General features: G+C 43.7%; 25 protein-coding genes. 7 read left to right on the top strand and 18 right to left on the bottom strand.

Annotated features, from left to right (window positions below; translation table 11 throughout):
- Nucleotides 1-237: 237 nt before the first annotated feature.
- The 13 genes from BQ5375_RS08500 to BQ5375_RS08440 all read right to left on the bottom strand — a co-directional run bounded on the left by BQ5375_RS08500 (nt 238) and on the right by BQ5375_RS08440 (nt 13,417).
- Nucleotides 238-1,173 carry an ATP-binding cassette domain-containing protein gene (locus BQ5375_RS08500; protein ID WP_022133323.1) on the bottom strand — a complete coding sequence of 312 codons (936 nt, stop codon included), beginning with the start codon at nt 1,171-1,173 and terminating at the stop codon, nt 238-240.
- 5 nt (nt 1,174-1,178) lie between these two features.
- Nucleotides 1,179-2,222 (bottom strand): ABC transporter ATP-binding protein, encoded by a 1,044-nt coding sequence (locus BQ5375_RS08495; RefSeq protein ID WP_022133324.1) that lies wholly within the window; start codon nt 2,220-2,222, stop codon nt 1,179-1,181.
- A gap of 24 nt (nt 2,223-2,246) precedes the next feature.
- Nucleotides 2,247-3,197, bottom strand: a complete 951-nt coding sequence (gene oppC, locus BQ5375_RS08490) for an oligopeptide ABC transporter permease OppC (protein WP_022133325.1) — start codon at nt 3,195-3,197, stop codon at nt 2,247-2,249.
- Nucleotides 3,197-4,147 (bottom strand): ABC transporter permease, encoded by a 951-nt coding sequence (locus BQ5375_RS08485; protein WP_022133326.1) that lies wholly within the window; start codon nt 4,145-4,147, stop codon nt 3,197-3,199. The genes oppC and BQ5375_RS08485 overlap by 1 nt, the downstream gene beginning before the upstream one ends.
- A gap of 1,480 nt (nt 4,148-5,627) precedes the next feature.
- Nucleotides 5,628-7,265 (bottom strand): recombinase family protein, encoded by a 1,638-nt coding sequence (locus tag BQ5375_RS08480; RefSeq protein WP_076918124.1) that lies wholly within the window; start codon nt 7,263-7,265, stop codon nt 5,628-5,630.
- A 77-nt stretch (nt 7,266-7,342) separates the two neighbouring features.
- Entirely contained in the window at nt 7,343-7,963 is a 621-nt protein-coding gene (locus BQ5375_RS08475; RefSeq protein WP_076917714.1) for a hypothetical protein, read from the bottom strand.
- A 14-nt stretch (nt 7,964-7,977) separates the two neighbouring features.
- A complete protein-coding gene (gene mobQ / locus BQ5375_RS08470) occupies nt 7,978-9,450 on the bottom strand; it encodes a MobQ family relaxase (RefSeq protein ID WP_076917713.1) in 1,473 nt (490 codons plus the stop codon).
- A gap of 2 nt (nt 9,451-9,452) precedes the next feature.
- Nucleotides 9,453-9,761: a DUF3847 domain-containing protein gene (locus BQ5375_RS08465; RefSeq protein WP_076917712.1), complete on the bottom strand. Its 309-nt coding sequence runs from the start codon at nt 9,759-9,761 to the stop codon at nt 9,453-9,455.
- Between the two features lie 292 nt (nt 9,762-10,053).
- Nucleotides 10,054-11,250 carry a zinc ribbon domain-containing protein gene (locus BQ5375_RS08460; protein WP_159438027.1) on the bottom strand — a complete coding sequence of 399 codons (1,197 nt, stop codon included), beginning with the start codon at nt 11,248-11,250 and terminating at the stop codon, nt 10,054-10,056.
- A gap of 16 nt (nt 11,251-11,266) precedes the next feature.
- Entirely contained in the window at nt 11,267-11,956 is a 690-nt protein-coding gene (locus BQ5375_RS08455) for an FxLYD domain-containing protein (RefSeq protein WP_076917710.1), read from the bottom strand.
- A gap of 13 nt (nt 11,957-11,969) precedes the next feature.
- Nucleotides 11,970-12,377: a zinc-ribbon domain-containing protein gene (locus BQ5375_RS08450; protein ID WP_076917709.1), complete on the bottom strand. Its 408-nt coding sequence runs from the start codon at nt 12,375-12,377 to the stop codon at nt 11,970-11,972.
- A gap of 202 nt (nt 12,378-12,579) precedes the next feature.
- Nucleotides 12,580-13,236, bottom strand: a complete 657-nt coding sequence (locus tag BQ5375_RS08445; protein WP_076917708.1) for a recombinase family protein — start codon at nt 13,234-13,236, stop codon at nt 12,580-12,582.
- Nucleotides 13,193-13,417: a hypothetical protein gene (locus BQ5375_RS08440; RefSeq protein ID WP_021919702.1), complete on the bottom strand. Its 225-nt coding sequence runs from the start codon at nt 13,415-13,417 to the stop codon at nt 13,193-13,195. The genes BQ5375_RS08445 and BQ5375_RS08440 overlap by 44 nt, the downstream gene beginning before the upstream one ends.
- A gap of 596 nt (nt 13,418-14,013) precedes the next feature.
- Between BQ5375_RS08440 and BQ5375_RS08435 the strand changes: the two genes are divergently transcribed.
- From BQ5375_RS08435 to BQ5375_RS08415, 5 genes are all read left to right on the top strand, one after another.
- Nucleotides 14,014-14,856: a helix-turn-helix domain-containing protein gene (locus BQ5375_RS08435; RefSeq protein ID WP_076917707.1), complete on the top strand. Its 843-nt coding sequence runs from the start codon at nt 14,014-14,016 to the stop codon at nt 14,854-14,856.
- Between the two features lie 185 nt (nt 14,857-15,041).
- Nucleotides 15,042-15,200 (top strand): DNA-binding protein, encoded by a 159-nt coding sequence (locus BQ5375_RS08430; protein WP_076917706.1) that lies wholly within the window; start codon nt 15,042-15,044, stop codon nt 15,198-15,200.
- 28 nt (nt 15,201-15,228) lie between these two features.
- A complete protein-coding gene (locus BQ5375_RS08425; RefSeq protein ID WP_076917705.1) occupies nt 15,229-16,068 on the top strand; it encodes a sce7726 family protein in 840 nt (279 codons plus the stop codon).
- 9 nt (nt 16,069-16,077) lie between these two features.
- Nucleotides 16,078-17,016 carry a sce7725 family protein gene (locus tag BQ5375_RS08420; RefSeq protein WP_076917704.1) on the top strand — a complete coding sequence of 313 codons (939 nt, stop codon included), beginning with the start codon at nt 16,078-16,080 and terminating at the stop codon, nt 17,014-17,016.
- Nucleotides 17,013-18,110, top strand: a complete 1,098-nt coding sequence (locus BQ5375_RS08415) for an RES family NAD+ phosphorylase (protein WP_076917703.1) — start codon at nt 17,013-17,015, stop codon at nt 18,108-18,110. Before BQ5375_RS08420 ends, BQ5375_RS08415 begins: the two co-directional genes overlap by 4 nt.
- A gap of 129 nt (nt 18,111-18,239) precedes the next feature.
- On the opposite strand, the gene BQ5375_RS08410 is transcribed toward BQ5375_RS08415, so the two are convergent.
- Together BQ5375_RS08410 and BQ5375_RS08405 are read right to left on the bottom strand one after the other, a co-directional pair.
- Nucleotides 18,240-19,298, bottom strand: coding sequence for an aldose epimerase family protein (locus BQ5375_RS08410; RefSeq protein WP_022133327.1), 1,059 nt, complete (start codon nt 19,296-19,298; stop codon nt 18,240-18,242).
- Nucleotides 19,299-19,359: 61 nt separating this feature from the next.
- On the bottom strand, nt 19,360-20,940 hold the full coding sequence (locus BQ5375_RS08405; RefSeq protein WP_076917702.1) for an MATE family efflux transporter: 1,581 nt from the start codon (nt 20,938-20,940) through the stop codon (nt 19,360-19,362).
- A 134-nt stretch (nt 20,941-21,074) separates the two neighbouring features.
- Here BQ5375_RS08405 and BQ5375_RS08400 point away from each other — a divergent pair, with 134 nt between their 5' ends.
- On the top strand, nt 21,075-21,479 hold the full coding sequence (locus BQ5375_RS08400) for a MerR family transcriptional regulator (RefSeq protein WP_022133329.1): 405 nt from the start codon (nt 21,075-21,077) through the stop codon (nt 21,477-21,479).
- A 61-nt stretch (nt 21,480-21,540) separates the two neighbouring features.
- Here BQ5375_RS08400 and BQ5375_RS08395 read toward each other — a convergent pair whose 3' ends face one another.
- From BQ5375_RS08395 to BQ5375_RS08385, 3 genes are read right to left on the bottom strand one after another with little or no spacing between them, the layout of a single operon-like run.
- On the bottom strand, nt 21,541-22,080 hold the full coding sequence (locus tag BQ5375_RS08395) for a hypothetical protein (RefSeq protein ID WP_235849989.1): 540 nt from the start codon (nt 22,078-22,080) through the stop codon (nt 21,541-21,543).
- Nucleotides 22,081-22,129: 49 nt separating this feature from the next.
- Entirely contained in the window at nt 22,130-22,795 is a 666-nt protein-coding gene (locus BQ5375_RS08390; protein ID WP_022133331.1) for a J domain-containing protein, read from the bottom strand.
- A 57-nt stretch (nt 22,796-22,852) separates the two neighbouring features.
- A complete protein-coding gene (locus BQ5375_RS08385; protein WP_022133332.1) occupies nt 22,853-23,719 on the bottom strand; it encodes a DUF5685 family protein in 867 nt (288 codons plus the stop codon).
- A 239-nt stretch (nt 23,720-23,958) separates the two neighbouring features.
- Between BQ5375_RS08385 and BQ5375_RS08380 the strand changes: the two genes are divergently transcribed.
- Nucleotides 23,959-24,528, top strand: a complete 570-nt coding sequence (locus BQ5375_RS08380; RefSeq protein WP_022133333.1) for a manganese efflux pump MntP — start codon at nt 23,959-23,961, stop codon at nt 24,526-24,528.
- Nucleotides 24,529-24,690 lie beyond the last annotated feature (162 nt).

The following is a 24,690-nucleotide window of genomic DNA, read 5'->3' as shown; positions in this document are numbered from 1 at the left end:
AAAATCAGCTACATTTTATTCTAATTTTAGAATAAATATTCCGTTGTTCTGATTGTTTTTTAAAGATAAATCAAATAAAAGCAAATACTTTCAGCTTTTTATTATATTTATTAAAAACTTTATTTATTTCTTCCTGATCGGCAAAATGTTTACTTTACATTTAAAACGACATAAAAAAGTCCCCACATTACAATGTGGGGACTTTTAAGTAACTCAATATAAGTTGCAGCAAATAAATTATGCTTCAATCTCTTTTCTGTACTGCTCCAGTTCACGTTTATTTCCGTAAACGAAGTGACCTTCTGTGATTTCTTCCCAGATTGGCTGATCAACAGAGTAATCATGTACAGATGGATCATATACCAACAGTTTCTTTTTCTTTTCAATTTCTGGGTCCGGAATCGGTACTGCAGAAAGCAGAGCTTTTGTATATGGGTGCAGAGGATGCAAGAACAGTTCCTCAGCCTCAGCCAGCTCTACGATTCTACCTTTATGAATTACAGCGATACGGTCAGAAATAAAGCGAACTACAGACAGGTCATGAGCGATGAAGAGGTAGGTCAGACCTCTGTCTCTCTTCAGACGGTTAAGCAGGTTCAGTACCTGTGCACGAATCGAAACGTCCAGCGCAGAAATTGGCTCGTCAGCAACGATGAACTCAGGTTCCATAACCAGCGCACGAGCAATACCGATACGCTGTCTCTGACCACCGGAGAACTCATGTGGGAAACGAGAAGCGAACTCTGGAAGCAGACCTACTTCACGCAGAACCTTCTGTACTTTGTCTTCACGGTCTTTTTCATCTTTGTAGAGATGATGGTTGATCAGACCTTCAGATACGATGTAATCTACCTTAGCTCTTTCGTTCAGGGAAGCCATTGGGTCCTGGAAAATCATCTGGCATTTACGGATAACTTCTTTATCCAGCTCTTTAGAGATCTTGCCGTTGATTTTCTGACCTTTAAAGTAGATTTCACCAGCGGAGGTTGGGTTAATTCTAAGAATTGCACGACCGATGGTTGTTTTACCAGAACCGGACTCACCTACCAGAGAGAAGGTCTCACCTTTGTAGATGTCGAAATTTACATGGTCTACTGCAACGAATTTCTTTTTACCGGTACCGAAACTGATCTGCAAATCTTTCAGTTCGATTAATTTTTCTCTTTCTGCCATTTTCATTAGCTCCTCTCTCTCATTTTCTCACGCAAACGACGGATGGAGTGTGGCTGCTCAATCTTAGGAGCACGAGGATCCAGATACCATGTTTTTGCTTTATGAGTTTCAGAAACGCTGAAGAATGGCGGCTCTTTTACGAAATCAATTGCCAATGCCTGTTTGTTACGTGGAGCAAATGCATCGCCTTTGATAACGTTAAAGAGGTTCGGTGGAGTACCTTCGATGGAAGGAAGTTCTTCACCTTTAATACCCAACTGTGGCAGTGCAGACAGCAGTGCCCAGGTGTATGGATGCCATGCATCATAGAAGATTTCATTAACCAAACCGTATTCAACGATCTGACCAGCGTACATAACAGCAACACGGTCAGCAACGTTTGCAACAACGCCCAAGTCATGGGTGATGTAAATAACGGTCATGTGCAGTTCTTTCTGCAGGCTGTGAACCAGATCCAAAATCTGAGCCTGAATGGTTACGTCCAGAGCGGTAGTTGGCTCGTCGCAGATCAGGATCTGTGGACGACAAGCAACAGCGATAGCAATAACAACACGCTGTCTCATACCACCGGAGAACTCATGTGGATACTGATTATAACGGCGTTCTGGGTTAGGAATACCTACTTTGCGAAGCATTTCGATTGCTTCTTTTTTTGCTTCCTCACCTTTCAGACCCTGATGCAGCTCGATACTTTCCTGAATCTGTTTACCAACAACTTTCAGTGGGTTCAGAGATGTCATTGGGTCCTGCATAACCATGGCAATTTTTTTACCACGGATTGTCATCCATTCTTTTTCTGTTTTATATTTGGAGATATCTACTCCATCGTACATGATGGAACCGCCGATGATGCTACCATTGGCATCCAGCATACCGATAAAAGATTTTGTAAATACAGATTTACCGGAACCAGATTCTCCTACGATTGCTAATGTTTCGCCTTCGTACAAATCCAGAGAGCATTTTCTGATTGCTGTTAATTTACGACCACGCAAACTGAACTGGATTTCCACATCTCTAGCAGATAAAATAGGTTCTTTTGTTGCCATTTGTGCTTCCTCCTGTTCCTTGGTTTATACGTGATTTCGTGGGTCAGCTGCGTCAGAGAATGCATTACCGATCAGATAGAAGGTAATGGTGATGATGGACACGATAACTGCCGGGAATACCAGAAGGTATGGATAATCCAGGAAGTAGCTACGTGCGTTTCTAAGCAGAATACCCAGAGAAGGTGTATTGATATCCAAACCAAGACCGAGGTAAGACAGAGTAGACTCCATACCGATAGTACCTGGAATAGACAGAGCAAGACGAAGAATGATAACGCTGATCAGCTGTGGCAGAACGTTTTTAATCAGAATACGTCCAATTGGAGTACCCAGTGTTCTGGATGCAAGGTTAAACTCACGGTCACGATACATCATAACAAGGTTACGAACGTTACGTGCCATAACCATCCATCCGAAGCAGATCAGGGAAATGCTCATGATGGTGAAGCTCTGACCAATCAGAAGAGCAATCAGAGTCATGTAAAGAATCATTGGTACGTTGTTGATCAGGTTGTAAAGCTCTGTGAAGAAGCGGTCGAGCTGACGAACATAACCCCACAGACAACCGATTGTGATACCCAGTGCACACTCACCAACTGCTACGATCAGAGCAAGTTTGATGGATGTCTGGGAAGCGTACCATACCTGACACCAATAGTCACGACCGATGTTATCGGTACCAAACCAATATTCGGAGTTAGGGCTGATAAATGCTTTTGTACTGTCAGTTACAAGGTTTGCATAGTCGTATTTACCGATTGCAAGAGCAATAAACGAGAAAATAACCAATGCAAAGAAAATGATACTTAAAACTACTGCAGATTTTCTTTTCAAGAAATTTTGGAAAACGGACTTCCAGTAAGAATAATCAGAATAACCGATCATTTCAGCGGCTTCAGGAGAGTATTCAACGAAATGGAAGAGTTCATCTTCATTTTCCAGTTTCTGATCCAATACTTTGTTCTGATCTTCCACTATCTTGTTCCTCCTTTGCCTACAAGTGTGATACGTGGGTCGATGATCATCATGAGCACGTCACCAAGGAATACGCCCACGATACCCAGTGTTGCGTACAGAATTACCAGTGTCTGTACAACGTTTGTGTCGTAACGGTTGATCGAGTCTGTCAGCAGAGGACCCATACCTGGTACAGAGAAGAATCTTTCAACAAGCAGGGAACCACCGATGGTGGACAGAATCGACTGTGGCAGGTACTGTGCAATCGGAACGAATGCGTTTCTCAGTACGTGTCTTGTCATGATCTTTTTGGTTTCCAGACCTTTTACACGAGCCAATTTGATGTAGTCTTTGTTCAGCTCGTCGATCATGTAACGTCTGGTCCACAGTGCGTACCATGCAATGGATGTCATGGACAGACATACCAGAGGCAGGATACTGGAAGGACCAGGATTTCGTGTAGAGTACATGGATGGCAGTCCCAGCACACGGGAACCGAATACCAGTACCAGAGAGTAGGATACCAGTGCAGGTACCGAGTTTACAAAGATGGTGTAGATGGTACCAAGATGGTCAGGAATTCTGTTTTTGTAACGGGTCTGAAGGATACCAATCAGAACACCGATTACCAGAGAGATACCAATCGAGATGATACCTAATTTCATGGAAATCTGGAACTTGCTGCCGATAACTTTTACTACCGGTACACCGTTCTGAATTCTTCGGGATTCACCAAAGTCCAGTCTTACCAGGTCACCATAGAAGCGAACCAGCTGTTCTGGAATTGGATCGAGAAGGCCTGCTGCCAATAACTGTTCCTGTTTCTGTTCTTCGGTGAACTTCATCAACTGCTCTTCTGTGAAGTAATAGTCAGTTGGGAGCATTCTGAGCAGCAAGAATACAATTGTTACAATTATTAAGACTGTTACAAGAGACTGCAGCAGTCTTTTTACAGTATACTTAATCATAGGCTATTTCCTTATCATCCGCAGAATCTTTCACTGTCGGAGTTTTGCATCTTGTTGTGTTGTTTTCGTTCTTCTTTTTGTTCTTTACGAACTTGAAATCCACAACCAGCTCACATGGTCTGATTTATGGATTCTGGGTTTTACTATTCCAATCCTTCCTCGCCTTACCCTTCCTACGGCAATTCATTCTGGTTTGGTTTTTGTAAAACCTCGTTTCTGATTTTTCCAAAGTGAAAAAACATTGTGCCATCATCAACATTCCGTAGTGATCAGAATGTAAGCTGTGGCACCTTAGCCTTTTGCCTGGCAACCAGAAACACATTTTTGCCTTTTATGTAACTGTTTGGCATCCTTTCAGAATATCGGTTTTGCAAATTCCCCTGCAGCTACCTGTATATCCATAATGGAATACCCAATTACATTTCTCCTGATTCTGTACTGAAAAACTGATCAGATTTCCTTTACGATATTCCCCTTAAAAGCGGAACAAGCTGACCCCATACCATGAAGTATGCAAGCGGTCAGTCTGCAAAGTATCTCGATCCCCTTCTTCAGTTTAAACCAGCTCACTCGTTTTGCCTTTGCTCTGTACACGTTCTGTGATACAGCGTCGGTCTTTATCACCGTCGTCGTATCTCCAATTCCCACAGCCGCCCAAGGCAAGAGTGGCTGTCAGCGCCAGAGCAAATCAGCCATTTACTGTTTTTGTCGATAATACTTCCTCCTTCGCCTGTTGGAAACTCATCAGAAACAAGCTCCCATACACAATCCGCCGCTCAAATTTATACAACGCTGTATCTCGGCAGATTTCTTTTGAGCATCATAACCATACCTTAAATGGTATAACCCATCGGCATCTACTGATCTCAAAATTGATTGTATTTAGGATAACAGATATGGTTCACTTTGTCAATATTATATACTATTCTATATTTTTTAAAAACTTTTATATGCAAACAAAACAAAAAATATTTAACTTTATTATCCTAACGAGTTATACACTGTATAATTTGCACGTTTAAATATACATTTTATGTACGTTTATTACAGTTTTTGGGCCGTTCAAAGCTTATTTATAAAAAATTCAGTAGTTTGTCAATATATTCTTATTTTCAAAATTTATCCCGTATCAAGAAATTTCGACTTTTTGTCGATTCTATAAAGCTATTTTTATGCAGATTATCTTGAGTTTTCCACATTTTCTTTGCTTCTCTTTCAATATTTTTATCAGATTATACATTTTATCTTTTATTATTTTGTTTATTTTCACATTTTATTTCTTTTTAAAACACAAGAGAAATTTCTTGAAAGCCCCAATTTTATATAAAAACTCATAGTATTTCTAATAAAAAATTCTGTTGTTTCCGCTCCATTGTAAAAAACATACAAATACAACTAAATTTAAGAAAAAAGCCCCGATCAAATGGCCGGGGGTCATAAGAAAGTAATATTGCTTTTTGCAGGAACGGCATGGCTTCGGTCATGCCGTTTCCTGTTTCATCAGTTCGTCCACGGGGATAAAACCCACAAGGTCATAGGAGATGCGGATGCTCTGTCTGCGCTTCCCGCTGCTCTTGTCAGGCGCTTCGATGTAGATACCCTTGACAAGTTCCCGCAGAGCGTAGGGTGTCATTTCCTGCAAATCCTCGTATTTGTGTACCCGCTGGATGAACTGCTCCAAATTTTCAATCTGTCGTTCCTGTACTTCGATTTCCTGCTGCAAGGTCTGGATTTCCGCTTTAAGCTGCATCTGCTCGTCCTCATAGGTCTTGCTCATCAGCGCAAACCGTTCATCAGAGAGCTTTCCGGCCACATTATCCTCATAGATACGGATGAACAGCCGGTCAAGTTCCCCAAGACGGCGTTCTGCCTGCGCCAGACGCTTCTTGTATCCCCGGACAGCTTCTTCGCTGGACAACCGGAGTCTATGCTCCATCACTGCCCGGAAATGCGATTGATGCCGGGTTACATAGGAGATAACCGTTTTCATGTGCATCCAGACCAATTCTTCCAGTACAACCGCCCGGATGAAATGGGCTGAACAGGTTCCCGTGTTGCTGCGGTAGCTGGCGCATACAAAATGGTCTTGCCGTTTCTCAAAGTAGTTGGTGGTGCAGTAGCGCATTTTTGCCCCGCAGTCAGCACAGTAAACCATGCCGGAGAACAGACTGCTCTTTCCGGTTTTTGTCCTTCGATGGCGCTGCTTGCGGATCTCCTGCACCTTGTCAAAGACTTCCTGCTCAATGATCGCCGGATGGGTATTGTAGAATACCGCCTGCTTCTCAATGGGCGTTTCCCGCTGCTTCTTGTCCCAGATGGAGTTGGTGTAGGTCTTGAAATTAACCGTACAGCCCGTGTATTCCCGCCGTTCCAGAATATGAACAACGGTATTAGGATTCCAATGGCACGGATCGGCGGTTTTAGGGCTTGGGGGGCTAATGCCCTCTCTCCGCTTATAGGCGGTAGGGTTGAGCACCTGTTCCGCCTGCAAGAGTTTTGCGATCTGCATCGGCCCCCGGCCTTCCATACACAGCTTGAAGATGCGCTTGACCACAGGAGCGGCTGCCTCGTCCACGATCCACTTTGTCCGATCCTCCGGGTCTTTGCGGTAGCCAAAGGGGACATTGGTTGTCAGCGGGATGCCCTGCTCGCCCTTGGCCTTCTGTACCGCACGGATTTTACGGCTGGTATCCTTGGCAAAAAACTCATTGAACCAGTTTTTGATTCCCGCAACATCATTATCGGTGCTGTTGGGGTCAATGGTGTCAAAGTGGTCGTTGATGGCGATATAGCGCACACCATACTTGGGAAAAGTGAAGTTGATATACAAGCCCGTCAGGGAAGAATTTCGACCCAGCCGGGATAGGTCTTTCGACAGCACAACAGCCACTTTTCCTGCCTCGATTTCTGACAGCATCTGCTGAAATCCGGGGCGGTCATAGTTCGTGCCGCTGTATCCGTCATCCACAAAAAATGTTGGATTCGGGAAACGGTGCTCTTTTGCGTATCGGAGCAGGATGTCCTTTTGATTGGTGATGGAATTACTGTCGCCCGCGTTTGCATCCTCTTGGGAGAGGCGGCAATAGAGTGCAGTGATTTTATCAGTTGCCCGTAACATTTCTGTATCCTCCTTCAAAGGGGCAACTGTCAGTACAGGATTGGTTGCTTCTATTGTACCAAGATTCCCGGTATTTGTCATTCATCATCCTCCGTATTTTCTGTAAACTTTTCAGCCAGAATGCGCTCCATCTTTCTATCCAGCGTTTCTGTCCCGTCATAGCTGCCCGTGATGGTGTAAATGGTGCCGCCGATCTCACGCTGTAAGGTGAACTCCGGCAGCCAGAAAGCAGATGGATTTTTCACACGGATATGTCCAGTTTCGTCAAACCAGAAATTGTGTCTGGGGCGGTCAGGCGGCAGCGGTTCGAGTTTAAAATAGGGATCGGGATTGGAGAAAAAATATTCCGTTGGCTCGTCATGGTCAGAATTTTCCCATTGACTGATTTCTTCCCAAAGTTCCAAATCATCTGCATCAAAAACCGAAAGCAAATCATCAAGTAACTGTGGGTCAAGAGCATATTTTTCTTCCAGCTGCCTGATGACATCATCCACATCAATGCGGACGGAATCGCCGCTGCGTTGTGCGGCTGCAAATTCCGCATCACTCATATTTGCCCACCGCTGCAATTCAGCCCGTGAAGCATCATCAAGCAATATGAACGAACTTACAGGCTCGCCATTGGGCAGCGTATCACCGAGAAGTATTTTTGCGAGTTTCCTTATGAGGTTATGATCCTCTTTCCAGTTGAGTTCCATTTTTGAATTCCTCCTTAATGGTCGATCTGATGCTGTTTTCTGCGGCTCTGCTCGTGATTTTCCTGTGCACGAACGATCTGTTCTACCTTGTATTTGATCTGCCAAAGTTTTTTCACCTCGGCATAAATGGGCGAAAGTTCCGCTTGCCCCGTCTTGTATTCCTGTTCCAGACGGTCATGCTCCTTGCGCCATGCAGCGACCGGCAATTTTCCATCCTTAAAATGCGGCTTTAATTTGCGCTCTGCCATGTGATACAGGCGGAGTGCATTTTCATTTTCAGATATGAATTGCTCACGCCTGCCTTTCCACTTGATGGCTGCCAGTTTGTCTGCAACAGGCTTTCCGTCAGCGTAAAACTGTACCATGCGGAGAAGCTCGTCCAGCTCCTTCATGCGGTCAGATTTGCCAGACAGGGCGCTCTTCAAAATGTCAATGCGGTCACTCAGCGCAGATACACGCTCCTGCAACTGTTCCGGCGTTGTCAAATCGTTCTGCATGAGATAATTGCAAATCTCATTGAACTCTTTGAGATTTCCGATCTTCGCTTTCCGGCTCCATGCGCCTGTGCTGCGGTTGGTATAATACTCGCTGAGCAGCTGCGCCAGATTGGGGACTTGTGGTTTGCTCAACTCCTCATGTGCTTCTTTCAGCCAGTCAAGCAGCGCCGCAATTTTCTTTTTCAGCTTGCCGATCAAGGCATTGGTCGCCTTGATCCAGCGGTTAAACTCGCCTTTGTCAGTACGAATACCTCTGGCCTCCATCTGGCGGATCGCCGGCCCCTCATGGACAGTAGGCAGCTGCTCCACGCCCTGACGCTCGTAGCTGCGGTGGTCGATGCGGCAATTCAGCCCTTTTTCGGCAAATCGAGCATTGCACATTGCCGCCCACTGTTCCCGCCAATGTTCCAGCGTTTCCGGTTTACCCCAGTCCGTGGTGGGGACAGCGTTGAACACATAGTTTCCTGCTTCATCCCGTATGCGCTCCCTGTTTTCATCCAGGAGATATTCCCGCCGCTGCTTGCTGCCCCATTTCCCGTCCGGCAACAGGGGACGGATGGGACACATGACATGAAAATGCGGGTTGGCAATGCCGCCGTTCCCCTTGTCAGGTGCATGAACTGAGAAATCCACCACCATTCCCCGGCTCACAAATTGCTCCAATAAAAATTGCCTTGCAAGGTCGATGTTCTCCTGCATGGAAAACTCGTTCTGCAAGGCAATGTCGAAACTGTATGCAAGCTGGGCTTTCTTGCCCCGTTCTGCCTTTTCCACCTCGTTCCACAAAGTCTGCCGGTCTGCGAAGGAAGGCGGAGCGTGGGGCGGCAGCAGAATTTCAGAACAGAGCACACCGCCTTTCCGGGTGTAGTCGCTGTCCTCTCCGTAATACTCGCTGTGCAGCTTTTCGCCGGATCGGTAAGCAGCGGACGCAACAGCGGATTGCCCTGCGCTGCGTTTGATCTGGGTAACATGGAAGTGAAATAGTGCGATACTTATCCCTTTCCTTTCTGGCTTGCCTGATTGTGTGTATTGATTGCCTTCATTAACAAAGCCCTGACTTCCGGCAAGGTAAAAACCTTTTCCATGAAAGTATAGAACTCCGTTTCGCTCAAAACCTTTGACAGCGGTGCAATGCTCTCCACGGCAGCCCCTCTGGTAATGAGGCGGTGCGCCCGTTTCTTCCTGTCTCCCTTCTCATAATAGGATTTCCGGTTTTGCAGCCGCTGGATCCTGCTGCGCTCCTGCGCCAGCTTCTTTTCTGCGTCTGCGATCTCCTGTTTCAGCTTTTCGGTTGTTGGCATTGTAGATTCCTCCTTTATTTGCAGATAAAAAATACCGCCTGCCTTTCGGACAAGCGGTAAAATTTGCGTGTTGCGTTTCAGGCTTTGGATGGGAAACTGTCTGTGCAAACAGATTGTTTCCCATCCAAAGCGGGCAGGGATAGCCGCATAAGCGGCGCAAGGGATGCAATCCCTTGTACGGAACGCAGTGACGCAAAACAGCCCGGACTTCCATCGTCCGGGCTGTTTGCCTCGCAGAGCGCACGCATACAGGGTTTACCCTGTATAGAAGTGCGCCCTTGTTACCAAGGGATTATTCGAATTCTACAAGAGATAGTGTGTCAGAGAAAATGCTCGTTCTCGAATACATTCCATCGGGATACACAAACAGCGCAGTTGAGAGAGGTTGATTTGAATCCACCGATTCAGCGGGGCCACCTGCTTTCGGGACTCGTTTAATTTGACCAGAGCCAATCATTGCCAATGCGTAAGTAAAATATTCGTCTTCGTCAATATATTTGGCAAGCTCAGTTATCTCATCCGTTTCAAGTGTTTGAAGGTAATAAATATTATCTCCATCTATGACGAAGTTTCCTACTTTAGAATCTTTGACAATTAGCTCGGCACTCTCTTTGCCTGTAAGTGATACTCTATAAATGCCATTGTCATTTTTGAAGTATATTTTTTCATCGCAAAGGACAAGATTGTACGCCTCGGAACTGCAAATTTCAACGCTCTCAGCCTTTTTTATGTCATAAGAGAAAATTGAACTTTCAGTGGCATAGTAAATCGTGTCACCAGCAAGTATGAAATCCTCAACATTATCAAGCAATAGAGTATCCTCACCATCATTCATGGGGCGCATTCTCAATTCATCATTATACAGATAATACAGAGTCGTATCCGATGCACTGAAATCGTTCAAGTAATTATCGGAATCGTTGGTCAATTCAACAAGTATATTATCGTCTGAACCATCTTTTCCCATTAAACCAATTTTATAAGTGTCATCTTCATAAGTCGCATATAGGATTTTTCCATTTGCGATGCGGATTCTACTGATATTTGGATTACTTGAAACAAGGGATTTATTGGTTCCAGTATACGAAGTTGAATAAGCACAGGTCTCACTGTCATTTTCGTCATAAAGCCCAATAAAATATAGAGCCTTATCATCAAAAGCTAACTTGCCGCCGTTATTAAAATTACTTTCAACTCTTGGATCAGAAACACCAAATGTTGATTTGTTTAGCGCAAAGAAAATAGCTAAAAAAACAATTACAGCAAGAGCAGCAACCAATGCAATAATTCGTCTGCTTTTAGGCTTGGCCACAGTTGCGGTAGGATTTTCATTGGCTGATTCGTTTGATATTTGATTGTTGGAACTGGATTCCTGAGCGATGGAATCTTTAGCCGAATCTAAACTTGCTGTGCGCTTAATAGCCGTGCCGCATTTTTCACAAAACACGGCATCATCATCCAGCTTTGATCCGCAATTTTTGCAAAACACGAATAATATCCCTCCCTTAATAATCAAAGTCGATTACTGTTACTGTACAATCTTTAATTGACCAATCTTTGGAGACAGACAGTCTCCACTTACATGATTCACCCGGTGCAAGCCCTTCTGACCCCACAGCGTATGTCCAATCAGTATCAACCACAGACCCGGAACTTGTCTTAAATGCACCTTTTATTTCTACAAAGCTCACCGTCTGATCGCTGTTGTTTGTAATAGTCCCTTCGGCAATCGTATAACCACTATTGGATGAAAGTTTAACATTGCTAATTTTCAATTCGTGTGAGTACACAGGATCACTGCCGAATTCTTCTTGCGCATCATCGTCATAAAGAAGGTAGTGCTTATAACAATAATTACTATAAAGGAAGCGACTATCCTTACACGACTCTACTGCACATTTATGAGAATAGCAATAATCGCTGCCGGAAACAGCTTTATTTCCACATCCGCTATATTTGCATTTTCCCGGATTTAATACGATTACAATTATGAGAACACAGGCGATCAGGGCCGCTATTCCAAATAAGATTTTGGGATGTTTCCTGATGTTTTTTGTTACAGTCTCGATACTATTGATAGTGCTATTTTTCTGGGTTGCTTCGTCTGTTGAGCCACTTTTTAAGTTCCTTCCACAATTTGGACAAAGCTCATCTGTTTCTGAGATTTCCGTGCCACAATATTTACAGAACCGCATGGTTTTTGTCCCCTTAATGTTTCATTGAAATAACATCAATGGCAGCACCGACAGCTACAATCAACCAACCAATGGCCTGTTCGATAGAAGCAAGAATTTCAGATATTGCAACGATCCCTTGGTAGGTATATGTGTAAAAATCAGCTCCAAAGGAAGTAGCGGAAATGCTTGTTCCTGCGCTCACCACTCTGATAAGGCCAATGATAATTATAAGGGTTCCAATAATCAATCCCGGCATATTTGCCTTTCGTTCTTTCTTTGTTTCTGTTTTAGGGGCGTCAAATGTAGTCGGATGATCACTTTGTTTACCTTGCGCTAACCCATTAGACGCTGCTGCTCCAAAATCGTCAAGGCGTGTACCACAAGAAACGCAGAATTTTGCATCTTCTTCCAAAATAGCTCCACATTTAGGACAGTCCATAATTTCTCCTCCGTTATTTCATTTTTAGTTTTGAAAAAGTGTACCTTTCTGTAAAGAAAACATGACCAGTTTTTTGTTCGCTGTTTTGTCTGGCTTTTCGCCAAAACAGTATGGAAAATTTTGCTGCTCCATGATATAATAAATTTATATAAACTTTTGCACCTTTTACAGGAAGGTACACATTCCTGTAAAAACACCCCTTTTACAACAACTTGGCTTTTTCGTAAATCTCCGCCCGGTAACGGAAGGTAGCAAGGGGCATCCCACATTCCTTTGCTGCTGCCGTCCCGGTGATTTCTCCCATTTTCCAACGCTGGTAAACAGAATGGAAATTCTCGGGCAGCGGTTTGGGTGGCCGCCCAAACCGAATGCCCTTGGCTTTTGCCGCAGCAATACCCTCAGCCTGCCGCTGCCGGATGTTGGTGTGCTCGTTCTCTGCCACAAAAGACAGTACTTGCAGCACAATGTCACTGAGGAAAGTTCCCAGTAAATCCTTACCTCTCCGTGTATCCAGAAGCGGCATATCCAGCACCACAATGTCAATGCCTTTTTCCTTTGTGAGAAAGCGCCATTGCTCCAATATTTCGGCGTAATTGCGTCCCAGACGGTCAATGCTCTTGATATAGAGCAGATCGTCTTTTTTCATTTTTCGCAGCAGTTTCTTGTACTGCGGACGCTTGAAATCCTTGCCGGATTGTTTGTCGATATAAACATTTCTCTCAGGTACGCCCACTTCCCGGAGGGCAATGACCTGACGATCTTCATTTTGCTCTCTGGTGGAAACACGGATGTACCCATAAATTTTCTGCTCGATCTTATTTCCTCCGTTTCTGCCACACAATGTCGTACCCCAGCACATCCGCCAACTCCACCGCCTCGCCATAGCGTAAAGAACCGCGCTTTAATTTCCCGGACAGGTTGGGGACGCTGCTGCTCCATCCGTATTCGTCAGCCAAAACCTCCACTACCTCGCTCATGGTCATGCCAGCCCTGACAATGTAGGCTTTGATCTCGTTCCTGTAATTCTCATGATCGCTCATAAAAAGTCCTCCTGTTTTGTTTGCTCTGCGGCGAACAAAATCTATTCCGTGATAAATTCCATTTGCCGCAAAGCATTGTTTGAATTAAACTCAATTTCAAACTGGAATTTTTGCTTGTGATGCCCTATTCACAGCACCCGCTTTCCCGTTTTGTTGGTTTGTGTGAAATCAAGCCAAACAGCGAATATCCACACGAAACGATGTATTGTGTATGCTGGACGGTGCAACGCTCTTTGGTGTGGGTGGCAATACTAAAATTGCAGTTTGTTCGCTGATTTCACATGGATTGATTTTTGCCTGTGTTTTTTAAGCGCCGTTTTTCCCGAATGCCGTTCCTGCCCGGGACTCTCACCCCGGCGTTTTGTTCTCTTTGGTACGCTCATGTCGTGGCGGTACTTCGCCGGAGAACATATCCCATTCGGACGGTCATGTATTTTTCAAGCTGCAATGTCTGGTGACAAGTACATTTTAGCGAAAAAACATGACCATTCCCGTATATCCAAAAGGATGGAAAAGGCTCTGAAAAAGCAGCAATTTCCACGCTTATAGACAAGCTGTGTTATAATAAAAGAAATGGAGCGGCGAGGAGGCTTGGCATGAATACGACCTTAACGATTCAGGAAAAATTGAAGGATTTGCGGGTGGAGCACGGACTTACCTTGGAACAGCTGGCCAACCAGACCGGGCTTTCCAAATCTGCACTCGGCAAATACGAGAATGACGATTATAAGGACATCAGCCCTTTTGCCATCGTCACACTGGCAAAGTTTTATCATGTAACCACGGATTATCTGTTGGGTGTGTCAGAGCAAAAAAATCACTCAGACACAGAGCTGAGTGCTCTGCACCTGAGTGATGATGCGATTGATGTTCTGAAAGCCAGGAAATTCAACCTCCGGCTGCTGTCGGAAATTCTCTGTCACCATGATTTCCAGAAAATGATGCTGGATGCGGAAATTTATGTGGATCGGATCGCTGATATGCGGATTAGCGATATGAACGCCGTACTGCAAGCCGTCCGCCAGATGGTGCTGATGCAGCAGGGAGAAACGGAAAATGATCTGTACCTACGAACGCTGGAACTTGCACAAGTACAGGAGGACGAGTATTTCGGCCATGTTATTTCTGACGATTTGAAGCTGATCCTTCGGGATATTCGGGAAGCCCATCAAAATGATGCGACCACTGCGGACAGCCATTCTCCGGCGCTGGATGTGCAGCAGAGTTTGCAGGAAGCCACGAACTACAAAGGCAGCGATGCGGAAAAACAGGCCCGCATTTTCCTTGCAACCTTTGGTATTGACTATGATGCGATCACGATGGAGCAGTTTGTAAATCTAATAGAGGTCTTGAAACTGTCCAAACACCTGAAACCTTCTATTAACCAGCGAGGGAAAACCAACATGACCCACGGAAAAGGAAAAAGAAAGCGCAAATAGGCAAAAAAACATGCTGGACACGGTTGATTTCAACCATGTCCCGCCTATTTCATTTACCCAATCCCGTCTGACAGATGATATAGTCATCACAAGAAGCGGAAGCATCGTCTTTTTTTGAAAGCCTTGACAAATTTCGTTTAAACGAATATAATGTATTATGGTTTATTGTATTTGTGAGGTGCCGAATGGAAAACTATATGACAGTGAAAGAAACTGCCGCCAAATGGAAAATCACCGAACGGCAAGTTCAAATTCTTTGCAAAACAAATCGTATTCAAGGGGCAATACAAGTAAGCCGAATTTGGTTGATCCCATCGAATGCATTAAAACCAACAAGGCAATAATTCTATTTGTAGAGAGGTGGTGTTTTGAGTGGACAATGCTAATCCAATATTGCTTAACCGGTTCTTTACTCGAAACACCTTTAAGCAAGTAATTGATGATGGGGAAAGTCCTGCATATATAGCAGCAATTCGCAGATATATCGTTGATCCTACTGAGAAGACCAACGGAGAATGTATTAGCGAAATTTACCAATACCTAAAAAAAGAATACCAAAATGAATATTTTTATAAAAACACTCTACTGAACAAACTATTACTCGGCATCCATAGTCCACGCACGACAACGGCATTAACAGAAGTTCCGGTTGGAAATTCCAAAGCCGACTTCATTTTAATAAACGGAAAAGCTGTTGTATACGAGATAAAAACGGCATTGGATAATTTTGATCGTCTCGATGGTCAAATTGAAGATTATTATAAAGCTTTTTCAAGAGTAGTTGTTGTTACATCAGAAAAGAATTTTGATAGTGTACAACAAAAGCTACAAAATTCTCCAACAGGAATCTGTTTATTGACAAAAAAAGGAACATTAAGTGTACGCAAGGAACCGATTGAATATGGCGATATGCTTTCAAAAACAATTATGTTTAAGATCTTGCGCAAAAATGAGTATGAGCAAATCTTACTTAAGCATTTCGGTCTGTTGCCAGATGTGTCGCAATTTGAGTATTATAGAGAGTGTCAAGCAATGTTTGAGTCATTGCCAACAGATATAGCTCATCAAATGTTTGTCCAAGCCTTAAAATCACGAGCAAAAATTGATGTTGTCGAATACTCAAAAATACCGTATGAATTGAAGTTTTTAATTTATTTTTCAAATTACAAGAAAAGTGACTACGCAAAATTATGTCGCTTTTTAAGTACATAGGAGGATATTATGTATTTCCCAATTTTGCGAGGTCGTCAATTTGAGCTTTTGGCTCTCCGTGAGTGTGTTAACAAAAGCCTTCTTAGCAACAAAATAATCCCTATTGTAGAACCAGTAAAAGTATCATCGACATACACAAAAACCGTGGATTCTTTCATAAAAGCCGGAAAACCCATCGCTGTCATTCGTAATCCGCAAGTAGGCTCTTGGATTAAGGATTTGAAAAAGGAAAGTAATGCTAAAATTCGGGAGCAAGCCAGTGAGCAACTTAAAGATGCCAATGTTATTTCTTCTTTCTATGTAACATCGAAGTTGGATGCGCACATCAAAAATGCAGCAAAAAATGGTATTCCCATTGATTCGTTGCTTTTACTTTGCAATAACCCGGAATATTTGGGCAATTACGAAGAAGTAATTGGTGATAGAATTCCCCTATATAATGTGATACCCGACAAAGGTGATTTCAGAAGAAGAATTCGCCTCAATCGTGTTATGTGTGAAGACCATTTTCCAAAGCAAACACGCAATATTGATTACTCAGATATAGAAACAGAATTCTTTTCTTCTGATCATCTGTATTATGCAGACGATGGATACAAAGGTTTTGCTGATTATTCTGTTGTTGGTGAGGAATATAGCGAAACGGGATTTGCTCCATACGCTGTAGCAATTCACATCGTATACTTTGATACAAAAAATATTTTGCGAATTGCACACTTTGTTTCTGATTCTAACGATGATATTTCTGACCCGGCAAGAAAATTTGCAGAAGCAGTTGAAAAACTGGTCGAGTGGAATAAAACCATGAAATTAGATACTGTCGGAATACGGGAATTTGAAGCAGCTTACCGCAACAAGACCTACCCTGGATTAGGTGTCGTAAAGAAGTATTCAATTATGCACCATCTTGAACTGATGAGCAAGTATTTGGATGGGGTAGCAATATGATTTTTTGTGAGCATTGCTTTAATGACAGGGAAATAGCATCAATTATTTGCTCTGTATCGGCATCGAATGTAGGAGAATGTCCCGTGTGTCATCACAGAGAGGGACACTTATATGATACAAGCACACAAAGCGAATTGACTCCTTATTTTGAAGAGTTGTTGAGCATTTACACTCCTTCTACAATGCTTCCAGATACCTATCCCAAAGCCGAAACCAGATCTTTGATTGATGATCTGAAAGAACGATGGAATATTTTTTCAGAGATTCCAAGAATCCAGATTTATGAGATATTAAAGTCGGTTTGTCATGAATTATATGTAAATGTCCCGGAAATTTTGGATGGAACTGTTGGTATTCCAGAGTTGTATGATAATGTATATCTACAGAGTCATGCTTTATTAAAAAACAATGATTGGGATGCCTTTGTAACTGAAATCAAGACAAAGAACCGATATCATTCAAAGCTAATAAATTTTGATATTCTGGAAAAATATTGCTCGTTTATTCGTAAAACTTACAAGACTGGGGATTTATTTTATCGTGCAAGAATTTCTGAACAAACCGGATATCCAATAAGTGAAATGTCAGCACCCCCTGCTGGTAAAAGTTCGGAAGGTAGGGCTAACGCAAGAGGAATCACTTGCCTTTATGTGGCAAGTGATGTTGATACTACCTTGCATGAAGTGCGTGCTGGTGTGTTCGATTTTGTAAGTGTCGGCACATTTCGATTAAAGCAAGATATTACGGTGGTGGATCTTCGTGCTATAACGGAGATTAGCCCGTTTGTTGATGGTCTTGAATATCTTGACCACGCAATAAACAAGCAATATCTTGAAAAGTTAAATTCTGAAATGAGCAAATCTTTGCGTAGAAGCGACAGTACATTGGACTATGTCCCCACGCAATACATTGTTGATTTTATCAAAAGCATCGAACATAACGGAGCGCAAGAATATGATGGGATTGAATACAACAGCACGACTAATCCAGGCGGGTATAACCTTGCAATTTTTAATCCCGACCTATTTGAGTGTGTATCAGTAAGCGTATATGACATAGAAAAATTGCAATATACATCCAAAAAGGTATTATGAAAGCAGGGGAATCATTCTGAAAAAGAATGATTCCCCTGCTTTTTTCCAATCCCGTCTGACAGATGCCGTAAGTGTAATTTTGAGTGAATTACTTTCTTACGAGCACCCGCCTAACCTCGGGGCTTTTTTCTATTCCATTACGCTAAAAAGATATTCTGTCTTTTCTTTATACAGTTCTCCTGCCTTTAAAACAACACTCGGGAACTGTGGACATGCCATCGCATTTGGAAAATGCTGTGTTTCCAGACAAAAACCGTCCCGATCCTGATAGTTTGCCCCATCTTTCCCCCTGATGTTTGAAGTGCTTAAAAAGTTTCCAGTATAAAACTGTACTCCTGGCTGTGTGGTATAACATTCCATACAGATACCACTTTCCTTGCTGTATGCTCTTGCAGCAAGCCCGTCTTTCCGATTTTCCAAAATATAATTATGGTCATAGCCGGAACCGTTTTTGAGATGGATATTATCCTCCTCTATCTTCTCCCCAATGGTTCTGTCCTCCCGGAAGTCCATTGCTTTTCCCTCTTCCGAGTCAAGAGAGACCACTCTTCCGGTCGGCAGGCAGTCGCTGTCATTTTCGGTGAAGCTATCTGCCCAGATATGTAGATATTGTCCATTCACACTTCCGCTGTCATGACCATTGAGATTAAAGTAGGTATGATTTGTCAGATTAACCACAGTATCGCGGTCTGCAAGCGCCTTGTAACGGATGACAAGACGTCCTTTGTTGGTGAAGGTATATTTTACTGATACCATTAAATTGCCCGGATAGCCCTCCTCACCGTCTGTACTGAGGCGGGAAAAAACCACACTGTCGTCATCCACAACTTTTCCATACCAGACGCGGCGATGAAAACCGGTTGGACCCCCATGCAGATGATTTGGTCCATTATTGACTGCAAGGGAATATTCTTCTCCGTTTAAAACAAATCGACCCTTGCCAATTCGATTTGCATGTCTTCCTGGAACTCCTCCCAGACATGCTGTCTGTTCCTCATAATCAGCAGCGCAGCTGCATCCCAGTGCAATATCACGAAGATTCCTTTCTCTGTCTCTGATATTGATTGCAACAACGGATGCACCATATTCTGTTACGCTGACAGACTCTCCTTTTTCATTGATGATGGTATATAAAAACACCTCTGTTCCATCTGAAAGTTTTCCAAAACTTTGTTTTTTTACTGCCAAAACCTTTCTCCTCCTATTGTTTTTCTTTCATTATAATACACCTGTTTTTCTCTGGCAACCACTATCTGAAATTTCGATCCTTTTTCGCCTGTGTTAACAGCGTTTCCTCGATATATTTCCAGAAATCTGTTCCCAAAAGCCGCAGGCATATTGTATAGAGGAAAAAGAACACACTGATGACAAACACAACCCTTAGCCCGGGGAATATCGGCAAGTCTCCCATCGTCTTGAGCAACAGTCGGGCAAATGCGCCCGAAACTGCCGATGCAAAAAGAGGCCGCCCTATCCAGTTGCCGATTCGGAAGCTTATCTGTGTGTATTTTTTAACCCAGATTGCTGTCATGCTGCATCCAATCAGGGACGAAAGCAGTTCCCCACATAAAAATCCCCAGATTCCCAAGGAGAAAGCTCCTCCCAAAATCAGAGTGCAGCAAAGTCCCGCTAAGCTAGCAAGCACAGTCAGCACTGAACATCGTTTTTGCAGTCCTGTACTTTCCAGCACACATTCCAAAACAGCATAGTAAAATCCCGTCATGGTAATCAAGCTTAACATCGGGATATGATTTCCAACCATTGGATTATGATAAAGAACCTCCCCCAACTGGGAACCGGTAAGGATCAGAATTACCATAGACGGAATTCCAATCAATCCCACGACATGAAGCGCTTTCCCTGTCTTTCGGCGGATCATCGCCTGATCCTCCAGAACCTTTCCTGCGGAAAATCGAGGACTCAATACTGTAATCAATGGAGACAAAAAAGCCGAAGGCAGCATCAGCATCGGCATGGTCATTCCGGACAAAACACCAAACTCGGTCATAGCGGCATCATATCCGCTTCCTGCCCGCATCAGGATTCGGGGAATCAAAATCATATTGGCAGAGGAAATCAGTCTCCCAAGCAGCGTGGACAGCGATACTGGAACCGCTACTGAAGCAATATCCCTTAAAACCTGTGGCAGACAAACCCCATCCCTGCCTGTCAGTTTTTTGCGCCGAAAACGATACAGCGTCGTCAGGAAAGTTGCACTGACGATTTCACTGAAAATCATGCCGCAAACAATCAATGCTGCAGCCTGACCATCTGTAAGCGGTGTACTGCTTTTTGCAGCAAACACCGAGAACAAGCAGAATGCGCCAACAATCCTGCAAAGCATTTCCAGCGTTTCCGATACTGTGGGTGGAAAAGTCTGCCCTGTTCCATAAAAGAAGGCTTTGTGGACATTTTCAAAGCCGGTCAGAAAAAGGCAGGGAACAATCAATAAAAGTGCTGCTGAGGTTTCTGGATTTCCCAGTACCTTCTGAGCAAAAAAATCTCTGCAAAACGCAAAAGGAACTGCAAGCAGGCAAAACAGCCCCAAAAACAGAAAGAGAGCTGTTCGAATCAACCGAATAATAGACCTACCCTCTCCCAAAGCCTGATAGGAAGAAGCTATTCGCGAGACCGAAAGTGCTACTCCAGTCAGGGTGCAGGATAACACTACATTATAAGCAGACATTACCAAACCATAGACAGCGATTGCCTGTGCTCCTGCAAGCCGTCCCAGCAGAATGCGGTATCCAAATCCCAACAACTGCAAAACGACCGAAGAAGAGCTCAACAGCAGGCAATGATAAAAAATACTGTTTTGATTGAGTTTCAACATCATCCCCCCTGTCAAGAGGATATGCTGTATCCAAGCTGCAAATTACCAATTTGCCTTACTGCCGTTATTTTTCTCTTGACCTGGAGTGGACTCCAGATTGTATAATAATTTTATGAAAGGAGGTCATCGCCATGACGATTGCTCAGGTAAGTCAAAAATATGGTCTTTCTCAGGACACACTGCGCTATTATGAGAGAATCGGCTTGATTCCGCCTGTTCCAAGAAATAAGAGCGGTATCCGTGACTACGATGAAGTGTCCTGCGGATGGATCGAACTGATGAAATGCATGCGTTCTTCTGGTGTACAGGTGGAGGCATTGATTGAATATGTCGCTTTGTATCAGCAGGGAGATGCCACCATTGATGCGAGAAAGGCACTGCTGATCGATCAGCGGGATCAGCTTGCTGAACGAATCGAACAGATGCAGCAGTCCCTGACACGGTTAAACGAAAAAATCAGCCGCTACGAACAGGGATTGATGAGCGCCGAACATCGCTTAAAACAACTGGAAGAAAAACGTCAGGAAACCCTGTAAAATTCCGTAAAAAAAGCTCCATCTTGATGATGGAGCTTTTCTAATTATCTGAATCTTCAGGTTATCCGACTCTTCGGAATATTTTCTTTCTCAGTACCTCGCGGTAGGCGGTGATGATGCGGGAGAGTGCAACATCATAAATCCAGAATACGACATTTCCCAGAGCAAGCAGCAGCAATACGCTGTACTTTCCAAACGGACCCACTTCCTCCAAAATATCCTGTATGCCAAACAGATAGATGATGACCATGTAGTTTGCAACCATTGCAACGTTAAACACACTAAACTTCAGCAGATATTCCACCATGCGCACACGGATTTTTTCCAGCTTTCCTTTCAGTATCGGATAATAGCCGAAGAATCCAACAAACAACATCGCCGCTTCCTTATCCGGACAGATGAACAAAGACAGAAATCCTACCGCAGCATAGACCATCCAGGCTGTTGAGTAACCGTTTTCGATTACTACTACAATCAGCACCATCCCCGCAAGTGCCGGCATGGTATAGGTTGCAATCGGGATGATGGTCAAAAGCATCAGCAGCAGACACAGCGCAGAGGCAATTCCTCCCATCGCTACCTGCGTACTTTTCTTAATCAAAAAATCACTTCCCAAAATTTATGGTACAGCAGTTATAAAGCTGCCGAAATTAACAACAGCTGATTAAATCGCCGCCCATACATTCACAGCAGCAGTCAGCACAGATCAAGCCGGAGCACATGTCGCATCCGCTGCATCCGCTGTACTGTACATTGCGGTAATCGCCATATCCATTTCCAGCTGGACGTCCTGTATTTCTCTGCCACATCAATTGGTTGAGTGCATTTTTATATTCCGGATTTGCCGGATTCATCTGGTTTGCGCGAACATAATAGCTGTAAGCCTGGTCAAGCCATCCACGGACATAAAATACCCTGCCGCGCAGATAGTACCATTCTGCATCCCTGCGATTGGAAGGAATACCTTCCAGAAGCTCTTCGGCATCACTGATACGGTTTGCATTTAACAGCTGACGGATATCTGCAAACTGAGAATAACCGCCCTGACTGCCGCTGTATGAGTTCTGGCTGCCATAGCCATAACTCTGGCGAGAATATCCCTGATTAGAGCTATAGCTCTGCTGCTGTTTTCTCTGGCGCTGAATCTGGTCATATGCTTCGTTGATTTCTTTCATCTTTTCCTGCGCCAAATCCGCCAAAGGATTGTTGGCGTAATTATCCGGATGATATTTTCTTGCAAGTTCTCGATATGCGTTTTTGATCTGTTCGTCACTGGCATTCGGCGAAACACCGAGAACCTGATATGGATCTGTCATGATTAATTGCCCTCTTCCTGCTCATTTTCTCAAATTATCAAAACCTGTAGCTTCAAACTAAGTTTGTCCCAGACGTTTTTTCATTATGTTGTCCACTGTCTGCAAAAGTCCAAGATCCAATATATTTTCTAAAATGGTATCCAGCGAGTGGATTCCCAGAAGATCATAGGTCTTTCTCATCTCTGCAACAGTCAGATAAAGGGTTCCCTTTGCCTGCTCATACTGCTGCTCTTTTTGGACCTGTTCCTGACCGTTCTGCTGCTGTGCAAATGGATTATATCTTCCCTTCTGCACATCCTCATCCCAGTCGTCCAGTGCATCAATTAAATAAACCCATCGTCCCATCAGATAGCCCAGACGCTCCAGCACTCTCTTTTCCATTGGATCTTCGGAAAGAGAGGAAAAAACCTCCTCCATCAAACAGGCGGTTGGTTGGGAAGCTAAATCTATCTGCGCACAGTGGTGTTCTTCCAGCTTCTGCTGCTCCTGCATCTGCTGCCGCAATTTTTCGGCAAGCTGTGGACGGAAAGCTGCCGCTTTTTTATAATCCCTTTTTGCAAACGGAAAAATCAGCCGCACTGCTAAACGCTTTGCAAAACCTTCATCGTGCAGGTCATCTTCCAACTTGTGGTAACAAAGCATCATTGCCACATCGCAGCAAAGTTCCAGACTTTCGTTGCAGGTGCAGCAGCTGCGTTTTTTGAAGGGATGGACAATACAGTGTTCCCGGCAAAAGTGAATCCGTTTTCCATGCAGTGCCATATCCAGCATTGCCAGAAATACAAAGTCATAATTTAAGGTCATTCTAGCAAAAAAGCCATATCGTTTGGCAAGCTGTTTGCAAAGCCCGCAATAGATCCCTTGATAGGCTTCCCATTCCTTGACCTTTAATTCTGCTTTGACCGGTTTTATATAGCCAAACACACTGTTTTCCCCTTCGCTGACTGGTTTCTCTACCCTATTTTACAATACTGTGGATGTTATTTCTTGAACAGGCAGTAAATTTTTCCCCCTTTTTCTCCTGCTTTTCTATTTTTTTAATATCTATTGTGAAAAAGAAAAAAAACTGCTATACTATCAACTGTTGCCGATGAATAAGATAAGGTATCTTCTGATCTGGGTTTCATCGGTGGTGCTCGTATGTTTGAGAAGGAGGAATTGTTTTGTTAAACCTGTTAATGATTGCCGTCGGTTTATCGATGGACGCTTCTGCTGTATCGATGAGCAACGGCATGTGTGTGTCTGCACGTTCCAACAAAAGCCGCTTTTTTGGCAGCGCTCTGGTGTGGTCGATTATGTTTGGTGTCTTTCAGGGATTGATGCCACTGATTGGCTACTTCCTTGGAAAAGCCTTTTCCGGATTCATCTCTTCGATTGATCATTGGGTTGCTTTTGTTCTGCTCGCTTTCATCGGCGGCAAAATGGTCTGGGAAGCTATTCATCCAGAGGAGGAAGAATGTGAGGTTTCCTTGCCGTTCCAGACCATTGTAACACAGGCAATCGCAACCAGCATTGATGCTCTGGCTGTCGGCGTCAGCTTCGCACTGCTGCAGATTGAGATTTTCTCTGCAAGCGGCATCATCGCCCTCACCACCTTCCTTTGCTCTATTGTAGCTTCTTTCCTTGGAAAGGTGTTTGGTTCCCTGTTAAAGAGTAAGGCAGAAGTCTTCGGTGGTGTTATTCTGATTCTGATCGGCCTTAAAATTTTACTGGAACACACCATCCTTGCATAAATTGAATAATAAATTATACAAAAAGCCATCGATTTTCACAATTGATGGCTTTTTCTCTTTTTGTTTTTCATTGTGCATTGAGTCGGCACCATGAATCTGTTATAATTAAGACAATCTGTCAAATTGCAGGAAAGAAATCTGCAACTTTCATAAAACAATCAG

This window comes from Negativibacillus massiliensis, assembly GCF_900148495.1.
Taxonomy (GTDB): domain Bacteria; phylum Bacillota; class Clostridia; order Oscillospirales; family Ruminococcaceae; genus Negativibacillus; species Negativibacillus massiliensis.
The sequence above is the reverse complement of the archived record's forward strand: the minus strand, read 5'-3'. Positions and strand labels throughout refer to the sequence as shown.

What these genes read in the sequence shown, in the direction of transcription:
- BQ5375_RS08500 (WP_022133323.1), bottom strand. Translation starts at nt 1,173, where the DNA reads ATGGCAGAAAGAGAAAAATTAATCGAACTGAAAGATTTGCAGATCAGT.
- BQ5375_RS08495 (WP_022133324.1), bottom strand. Translation starts at nt 2,222, where the DNA reads ATGGCAACAAAAGAACCTATTTTATCTGCTAGAGATGTGGAAATCCAG.
- BQ5375_RS08485 (WP_022133326.1), bottom strand. Translation starts at nt 4,147, where the DNA reads ATGATTAAGTATACTGTAAAAAGACTGCTGCAGTCTCTTGTAACAGTC.
- BQ5375_RS08480 (WP_076918124.1), bottom strand. Translation starts at nt 7,265, where the DNA reads ATGTTACGGGCAACTGATAAAATCACTGCACTCTATTGCCGCCTCTCC.
- BQ5375_RS08475 (WP_076917714.1), bottom strand. Translation starts at nt 7,963, where the DNA reads ATGGAACTCAACTGGAAAGAGGATCATAACCTCATAAGGAAACTCGCA.
- BQ5375_RS08465 (WP_076917712.1), bottom strand. Translation starts at nt 9,761, where the DNA reads ATGCCAACAACCGAAAAGCTGAAACAGGAGATCGCAGACGCAGAAAAG.
- BQ5375_RS08455 (WP_076917710.1), bottom strand. Translation starts at nt 11,956, where the DNA reads ATGCGGTTCTGTAAATATTGTGGCACGGAAATCTCAGAAACAGATGAG.
- BQ5375_RS08450 (WP_076917709.1), bottom strand. Translation starts at nt 12,377, where the DNA reads ATGGACTGTCCTAAATGTGGAGCTATTTTGGAAGAAGATGCAAAATTC.
- BQ5375_RS08445 (WP_076917708.1), bottom strand. Translation starts at nt 13,236, where the DNA reads ATGTGCTGGGGTACGACATTGTGTGGCAGAAACGGAGGAAATAAGATC.
- BQ5375_RS08440 (WP_021919702.1), bottom strand. Translation starts at nt 13,417, where the DNA reads ATGAGCGATCATGAGAATTACAGGAACGAGATCAAAGCCTACATTGTC.
- BQ5375_RS08435 (WP_076917707.1), top strand. Translation starts at nt 14,014, where the DNA reads ATGAATACGACCTTAACGATTCAGGAAAAATTGAAGGATTTGCGGGTG.
- BQ5375_RS08430 (WP_076917706.1), top strand. Translation starts at nt 15,042, where the DNA reads ATGGAAAACTATATGACAGTGAAAGAAACTGCCGCCAAATGGAAAATC.
- BQ5375_RS08420 (WP_076917704.1), top strand. Translation starts at nt 16,078, where the DNA reads ATGTATTTCCCAATTTTGCGAGGTCGTCAATTTGAGCTTTTGGCTCTC.
- BQ5375_RS08415 (WP_076917703.1), top strand. Translation starts at nt 17,013, where the DNA reads ATGATTTTTTGTGAGCATTGCTTTAATGACAGGGAAATAGCATCAATT.
- BQ5375_RS08400 (WP_022133329.1), top strand. Translation starts at nt 21,075, where the DNA reads ATGACGATTGCTCAGGTAAGTCAAAAATATGGTCTTTCTCAGGACACA.
- BQ5375_RS08390 (WP_022133331.1), bottom strand. Translation starts at nt 22,795, where the DNA reads ATGACAGATCCATATCAGGTTCTCGGTGTTTCGCCGAATGCCAGTGAC.